This window comes from Psychrobacter lutiphocae DSM 21542 (genome assembly GCF_000382145.1).
Taxonomy (GTDB): domain Bacteria; phylum Pseudomonadota; class Gammaproteobacteria; order Pseudomonadales; family Moraxellaceae; genus Psychrobacter; species Psychrobacter lutiphocae.
Map to the genome: position 1 here is coordinate 20,232 of NZ_KB907659.1, position 7,365 is coordinate 27,596.

The following is a 7,365-nucleotide window of genomic DNA, read 5'->3' on the forward strand; positions in this document are numbered from 1 at the left end:
ATTGAATTATATATTTATCAAAGCTTATGACGAATCTCAAAGCTGCGATGAATGGGTTTTTTGATATTAAAATCAAAGCCAATAGTCTCATTGGTAATTTCAGTCACGTCATAACGATCGTATAGTTCTTCGTCCAATTCAAAACGGGTAAAGTTATTTGAAAAATAAATAACCCCGCCATTGGCTAAGCGGTTCATGGCACGGTTGATAAGCGCGGTGTGGTCACGTTGCACATCAAAAGTGCCTTGGAACTTCTTCGAGTTTGAGAAGGTCGGTGGGTCAATGAATATCACATCAAATTGGTCAGTATTGTCCTTAATCCAATCAAAGATGTCCGAGGCAATAAATTGATATTTTGAAGTTGTAACGTCTAGACCATTTAAGGCGAAGTTTTGTTTGCCCCAATCTAGATAGTTCTGCGACAAATCGACACTGGTCACTGATTTAGCACCGCCCAATGCGGCGTGAACACTGGCAGTACAGGTATAAGCAAATAGATTTAATACATCGGCGCCACGGCTCGCAGCCCGTATCATGTTACGCATATTTCGGTGGTCAATAAATAGACCAGTGTCTAGGTAGTCGGTAAAGTTAACATAAAAATAAGCACCGTCTTCTTCGACCACATGCAACTTGCGTTTTTTCTGCGCCAGACGCTGTGCTTCTTGACGTTTTGCTTCTTCACGGGCTTGTTGGAACTTATTGCCCTTGTAGTGGTTGCGGTTGTCTTTTTTAGGCTCAGCTTCTGCTTTGTCTGCCTTGGTGTTGGAAGCACCAGTGGGGTTACCGTATTGAGTGTTGCCGACTTGACGGGCACGAGTTTTGATAAAGACTTGCTCACGGTTAATGCCGAACACTTCACGGATGCCCATTAATGCTAAGTTAAAGCGTTTGCGGGCTGTTTCTGGTGGTATGGTCTTGGGCGGTGCCCACTCTTGGACGTGTACATAGTCACCATAGACATCAATAGCAACTTTATAATCAGGCAAATCGGCATCATATACACGCAAGTTGGTGACGTCTTCTTTGGCGGCCAGTTTTTTTAGATGCGCCACGTTTTTTTGCAGGCGATTAACAAAGTCTTGGGCTTCATCGACTTTGATTTCTCTTTTTTCAAAGCGATTGATTAGGGTTTCGCCTTCTTGGCGAGTCAGCTCACCATAGCGGAAATAAACGGTCAGTGCACCGTTATGACAGCGTAAGGTTTGTGGTTCTTCAATAGGCAACACATCGGCCTGTTCGACATGGGCGGCCAATAAACCTAGCATTGGCTGATATTTTTGCTTATTAAAGATATCTTGTAAGGTTAAGCCTAAACCTTGATATAAAGGTTTAATAAAATCCACATCACCCAGACGTTCACCATACGGTGGGTTGGTGATAATCAGTGGGCGTTTTAATTTACGCTCTTGTAGCGGCTTGGCGAGTGCAATTTTAAGTTGCGACAGTGGCCGTGTTTCGAGAGTGATATGTTCCATTAAATCTTGAAGCCCAGCTGCGATTAAGTTTTTGTGCGTAGCTTTGATTGCGCCTGCATCGGCATCAAAACCTAAAATGGTGGGCACCTTGCCAGACATGGCTTTTTGCAAGCCATCATGAAAGCGCTGCTGCGCCTCTTCGACACACTGTTGCCATAATTGAGAGTCATGCTGTTGCCAGTGATAAAAACCAAACTGGGATTCTACTTTATCAATACCCACTGCATAATCACAGTGCATTAATAAGGCTTCGATAATGAAGGTGCCCGAGCCGCACATGGGGTCAATCAGTGCGCTATAACTGTTTTTGGTTTTGTGCCAGCCGACGGTATATAACAGACCGGCAGCTAAGTTTTCTTTTAACGGGGCATCGGTCATGGCAACACGATAGCCACGGCGATGCAGACTGGTGCCTGATAAGTCTAAAAAGAGTTCCGCTTGCTTGTCATTGACAGTAGCAAAGATAGAAAAGTCAGGCTGGTTACTGTCAACATCAGGACGGGCATCAAGCTTTTCAGTAAAGGTATCTGCGATAGCGTCTTTGATACGCAACATGGCAAATTGCTGGCTAACTTGCACACGCTTATCGACACTCATGCGAATGGCAAAGGTGTTGTCGAGTCCAAACCACTGGGTCCAGTCTACTGTTTTTGCCAAGCCGTTTAATTGCTCTGCCACATCATATTCAGCATTAATATTGCGTTTTTTGATGGGCAGTAAGACACGTGATGCCACACGTGACCATAAGCATATTTTGTATATTTGCTCTAGATTTGCACTGACTGCAATACGACCCGTGCTTTTAAACTCACTGGCAATATCAAAGCTGTTTAACTCTGTTTGCAAGGGGGCTTCTAGACCATCGGCACAGGTCACAACAATATCAAATAATTGTGCTGTCGTTTCTGTCTTTGGGGTGGTTGGTGTGGTGTTGCTAAGGGTGTCGGTCATTGTATTGATTGGGGCATCTGGTTCGATATTTTTAGGTTCGATATTCTTAGGGGTGTTTTCGGGGGTGGACATGATTTGCCTTTACTTTGCCTTACATTACATGATGTGTTGCTACTAACCGTTGATTTTAGCATATTCAAGCGGTCAGATTGTGACTTTAATCTTGTTGCGGGTGGGTAAGCGTGGTTCTCTTTTGGTTAATAGAGGCGGGTGTTACTCTTTTTTCTGGTGCGTGACAATTTCGAAGGGTTTGGTATCGATGGGATAATCCACATCTTTTGGCATTAAGATACGCATGTGAGGATAAGGGATAGCAATATCAGCGGCTTGCAACTGGGTTTTTATGCCTTCGTGCAACGCCTCTTTGATGCCTGGAATACGTGCCACAGCAGAAGGCGTGACCCAAAAGCGGACGATAAATACACAGCCAAAATCACTGATATGATCAATGGTCGCAGAAGGCTCAGGACGCTTTAAGATGCTGTCCATACCGTCAATAACTTGCAATATAACCTGACGTGCTGCGTCAATATCTGCCTCTAATGCAATGCGAGCACGGATATCAAAACGAATAAAGTTCTTAGAGGTAATGTTAATCACTTCCGAAGAGGCAACCGTAGCATTGGGAATAATGACGGTGATGTTATCACGGGTTAAGATGTGGGTGGTGCGCAGTGAGATTAAAATCACTCGCCCTTCTTTGTCATCGAGCGCAATCCAGTCACCAACTTGAAACGACTGCTCAAGCAAAATTGTAATACCAGAGATAAAGTTGGCAATGGTGGACTGAGCGGCAAAACCCACCGCCAAGCCGACAATACCCAGACCGGCAACCAGTGAGACAATATCAAAGCCAAACTGTGCCATCACACTGGCGATGCCAAATACAATAATCAGTACAGAGAAGATATTTTTTAATAACTGCTCAATAGAAGCGTTGAGCCCGTAGTGCTTTAATATACGGCTAATAACGTGCTCAGAGGAAGTCCATAGCACGTAATAGATACCTGCCCAAATACTGGCCTTGGCGGTGGCTTTGACTGTATTAGGGTCTATACTGGTTTGACTCATAACCGCAATTAAGCAGCTGACGATCCATACATAACGCAAGACAGATCGCACCACACCGATGCGTTTTTCTGTAAGTTTTAGACGTTTTTGGTTGTGTTTAACAATATAGGTAAACAGCCAATATAAAAATCCTAAGACTGCCAGTAATATAAAAATTTTTATCACTGTACTGGCAAGTTCAGCGCCACGAGAAGCCCAGTCACGAGTTTCTTCTTCTAAGTTACCACCAATTGCAAGATACAAGCTTGAGTATAGGTCATGCACAATTTGCTGAAAAAAAGCGCTAATCTGTGAGCCAGTTTCTCTTGCCATTGGTGTTCCTATTCCCTTATCTTATTATTGAAGCGGTTTGTTTTTCAGGCGCTTATTTTTTGGTCAGCTTGCTTCTGGTATTACGCAAGGCTGTGCGCAAGCCCTCCAAAATGGTTGGGTGATAATAAGGGCTGGCGAGCATATCATCAAGGCTTAATGCATTGGTAATCGCTACTCCTAAGATATGGGCAATGTACTCTGCATCAGGGCCAACCATGCTAGCACCTAAGATCAATCCTGTCTCTGCTTGCGCATAGATATGTAGCATACCACAGTTAACGCCCATCACGCGGCTGCGCCCTTGGTTGTTAAAGCTGACTTGGCCGGTGACATAAGCTATGTTGGCCGCTTCTAGCTGAGGGATTGTTTGACCGACACTGGCAATTTGCGGCTCACAAAACACCACTGCCAAAGGTGTGGCTGGCTTGTCTTCATAAGGTTTGCCAGAGTCTGCCAAGGATTTATCAGCATTAATATTGGCATTAATATCGTCATTAATGCCTTCTTTTACCTTGCCGTCGTTTATCTCAGCGTCTTTTATTTCACCGCTAATGTCATCATCACACAGCATTTCGGCACCACAGTCGCCACTGGCGACAATGGCATCAATACTGGTTTTAGCAAAGGTGCTGGTTTGAGCAGGCATGTCGCCTTGAGTAGGGGGGATACTGCGGTATTTCTCTTGCTCAATTAGGGCTTTGATATGCTGTCCTGAATGGTAGCCTTCATTACTAGCAACGTGCATCAAGGGCAGGCGTGCGTTGGCATCACCAACCACATAGATGTTGCTGTCACCAATTTGACCAGTCACGGCATCCACATTTAACGGCCGATTTCGAGCATCTAACTCCACACCGACATTTTCGATATTCATGTTATGTAGTGTATTGCGGCGACCAATGGCGACCAAGATATAATCACCTTGCCAGCTTTTTTGGTTGCCATTGGCGTCGGTATAGAAGAGCTTGGCTTGCTTGCTGTCATCTGTGCCAGTGACTGTGACATCGGTGACGGTTGAGCCAAGCTCAGTGTTTAGTCCGTCTAGTACGCATTCTAGAGCCACTTCATTGATCTTAGGATCTCGAATACCGCCAATACGTTGACTGCGATTAAATAAGGTCACGTCAACACCCAAGCGATGTAAGGCTTGTGAAAACTCTAATCCGATCGCACCAGCACCTAAAATAGCAATAGACTTAGGCAGATCTGGGATTTCAAACACGCTGTCTGAGCTCAATAGGCGATCACCGAGCTTGTCTGCCCAGCCTTCTGGCGCATAAGGCACTGAGCCAGTACCAACAATGATATATTTAGCTTGAATGATTTCGCCAGCCGCTGCGATATAACCCTCTGGGGTAAAGGTGGCATGACCATGAATTTTTTGATCATCTCGCCAGTTTTCGACACTTTTTTGTAAAAATCCTGCAAAGCGGTTGCGTTCAGCTTGTACCCGCTGCATGACTTGTTTGCCATTGATGCTGGGACTGCCTTCGATACCAAACTCGGCAGAGTCACTGGCATAGTGAGCACGCTCAGCAGCGGCTATCAGTAGTTTACTAGGCATACAGCCAACAGTAGCACAGGTGGTGGTCCAGTAACCATCATTGATTACCACCACGTTGTTAGTAACCTTGGTCACTTGATGATAAGCATTGTGACCTGCGGTGCCAGCACCAATGATGGCCACATCAACAGTGCGTGTTGGGCGATTTGGCTTTGACGTATTGAGAGAGGTACTCATAGATACAAGCTCCTAAAAAACTATCAGTAAATATTTAGCAAACTATCGATAAATATTTAATAAGTGTCAGTGTTAAATTATTAATCAGTACTGGCTTGTTTTAGCTTAGTTAGGCCAATACTTCAAGTAGTCTGTCTGCATACCCCTTGGCACGTAGATTACGTTGGGCATGAGTGAGTGTGCCTGACTTGTCAAAGACAAAGGTAGAGCGCACCAAGCCCAATACTTTTTTGCCATACATATTTTTTTCTTTAATAACATCAAAGTGCTGGCACAGTGCTTCATCGGCATCGCTGATTAATGGAATCTGCAAGTTTTGCTTTTCAATAAACTTTTTATGCGACTCAACACTGTCTCTAGAAACACCAATGATGTCATAACCTAGGGCAGAAAACTCGTCAAGTTTTGCAGTAAAGTCAGTGGCTTGAGTGGTGCAGCCAGGTGTGTTGTCTCGTGGGTAAAAATACAGAATTAAGCCTTTACCGCTGTTTTTAACATAGTCATCAAGACGGATGTCAGTCACAGTAATGTCATCATTGGCTTGTCTTTGTACCAACGGCAGTTGCAATTGAGGTAGGGCAATTTGTTCTTCAGTTACTTTGGCCATAGATGTTATCCTTATTTTTTGAGTGTCTTTAAGATCTATTGTATATTGTTAGTTATATTAAACAATCCTGACCTTAATATTAATCAATATTGTGAATATCTAGATTAAATTATGCTATAAAAAAAGGCTGACAATTGCCAGCCTAATTTAGTATTACTTGGGTGTCTATACGTAATTGACCTAAGCTTTGGTAGGTGCAGTACACCTTAACAAGGTAGGTTGCTTTTTAGGCAGGCTACTTTGTAGGTTGTTGCGGTGGATTTAGTTTTAAGCCTGATGCGCACTGCTTCATTTGTGAATCAATACGTTTGGCTGAGGCTAGCGTAGCAGGATCTTTACCGCTTTGTGCGTAGCTTTCAATTTCCCAAACTTCACCAAGTGTCATTTTACTTTGTACATTGGTGGTACAAGTACATAGTTTAGTCGCTGTCGCCTTATCAGCGACTTTGTAATCAACAGTACTGGTCACACATTGATCAATCATTTCTTGCTTGATGTCGAGTGCTTGTGCAGGGCTCATAAACATCATGGCAGAAGTCGCAGCAGCTGCTAGTGGTAACAAGGTCTTGGTCATAAATCTCATAAAACATATCCTTTGGAGGAAGTGGGTAGGCAAACGTCAGATTAAGTGCGTTTGCGTTTGGTAAATAATAAATAGAGGTCAGTATTGTGTTAAGTCAGTTGCAACATACAAAAGTTTATTCAAAAATACAATGCTTTGTGAAAAAAAAGATAGCAAGGCTTTTCAATATATAAAAAATCAGGGCAAATGATTGAGACAGTGATATTCGGCTATATACCATAGCAAGCCTGCCATCAGATTCCTATTGAGTTTTGCTATTAAGTTGCAAAGGGATGTTGCACATTAGTTACAATAAGCATAAATTCGCAATAAGCGTAAATTCGCAATAAGCGTAAGATGTGACTGACTTGTAGTTTTAATAATAGGCCGTTCCGAAAAACTTACCTAAATCTACTCACGTAGTTTTAGTATTTTCTTCCTGCTTCATAGATGTTTGCCTTTGTGGTTACACGCAGGTCTTATATCATCTCCACAGGCTAACACGGTGGAACTCACCGCTTTGTTAACCCATCACTGATGGGTTAAAACTTTATCAGCATGTTGCAATATATTGATACTGGCATTGATATCTCTATCATTTGCTTGCTGACAAGACGGACACTGCCATCGTCTAACTGATAGT

6 protein-coding genes are annotated in these 7,365 nt (G+C 43.3%); all 6 read right to left on the reverse strand.

Features of this window, described 5'->3' with window-relative positions:
* Nucleotides 1–17 precede the first annotated feature (17 nt).
* The gene (rlmKL, locus tag H140_RS0111650) at nucleotides 18–2,501 is read right to left on the reverse strand and encodes a bifunctional 23S rRNA (guanine(2069)-N(7))-methyltransferase RlmK/23S rRNA (guanine(2445)-N(2))-methyltransferase RlmL (RefSeq protein WP_019673836.1); all 2,484 of its coding nucleotides are present in this window, start codon (nucleotides 2,499–2,501) and stop codon (nucleotides 18–20) included.
* Nucleotides 2,502–2,642: 141 nt separating this feature from the next.
* Nucleotides 2,643–3,812 carry a mechanosensitive ion channel family protein gene (locus tag H140_RS0111655; RefSeq protein WP_019673837.1) on the reverse strand — a complete coding sequence of 390 codons (1,170 nt, stop codon included), beginning with the start codon at nucleotides 3,810–3,812 and terminating at the stop codon, nucleotides 2,643–2,645.
* A 52-nt stretch (nucleotides 3,813–3,864) separates the two neighbouring features.
* Nucleotides 3,865–5,553: a dihydrolipoyl dehydrogenase gene (locus tag H140_RS0111660; RefSeq protein ID WP_019673838.1), complete on the reverse strand. Its 1,689-nt coding sequence runs from the start codon at nucleotides 5,551–5,553 to the stop codon at nucleotides 3,865–3,867.
* 109 nt (nucleotides 5,554–5,662) lie between these two features.
* A complete protein-coding gene (locus H140_RS0111665) occupies nucleotides 5,663–6,160 on the reverse strand; it encodes a peroxiredoxin (protein WP_019673839.1) in 498 nt (165 codons plus the stop codon).
* Nucleotides 6,161–6,395: 235 nt separating this feature from the next.
* Nucleotides 6,396–6,743 (reverse strand): hypothetical protein, encoded by a 348-nt coding sequence (locus H140_RS0111670; RefSeq protein ID WP_019673840.1) that lies wholly within the window; start codon nucleotides 6,741–6,743, stop codon nucleotides 6,396–6,398.
* Nucleotides 6,744–7,253: 510 nt separating this feature from the next.
* A partial coding sequence (locus H140_RS15630) for a zinc ribbon domain-containing protein (RefSeq protein ID WP_019673841.1) occupies nucleotides 7,254–7,365 on the reverse strand: 112 nt, incomplete at its 5' end.

Bases quoted from the DNA above. Each gene is read 5' to 3' on its own strand.
- H140_RS0111665 (WP_019673839.1), bottom strand. From the start codon at position 6,160: ATGGCCAAAGTAACTGAAGAACAAATTGCCCTACCTCAATTGCAACTG.
- rlmKL (WP_019673836.1), bottom strand. From the start codon at position 2,501: ATGTCCACCCCCGAAAACACCCCTAAGAATATCGAACCTAAAAATATC.
- H140_RS0111660 (WP_019673838.1), bottom strand. From the start codon at position 5,553: ATGAGTACCTCTCTCAATACGTCAAAGCCAAATCGCCCAACACGCACT.
- H140_RS0111655 (WP_019673837.1), bottom strand. From the start codon at position 3,812: ATGGCAAGAGAAACTGGCTCACAGATTAGCGCTTTTTTTCAGCAAATT.
- H140_RS0111670 (WP_019673840.1), bottom strand. From the start codon at position 6,743: ATGAGATTTATGACCAAGACCTTGTTACCACTAGCAGCTGCTGCGACT.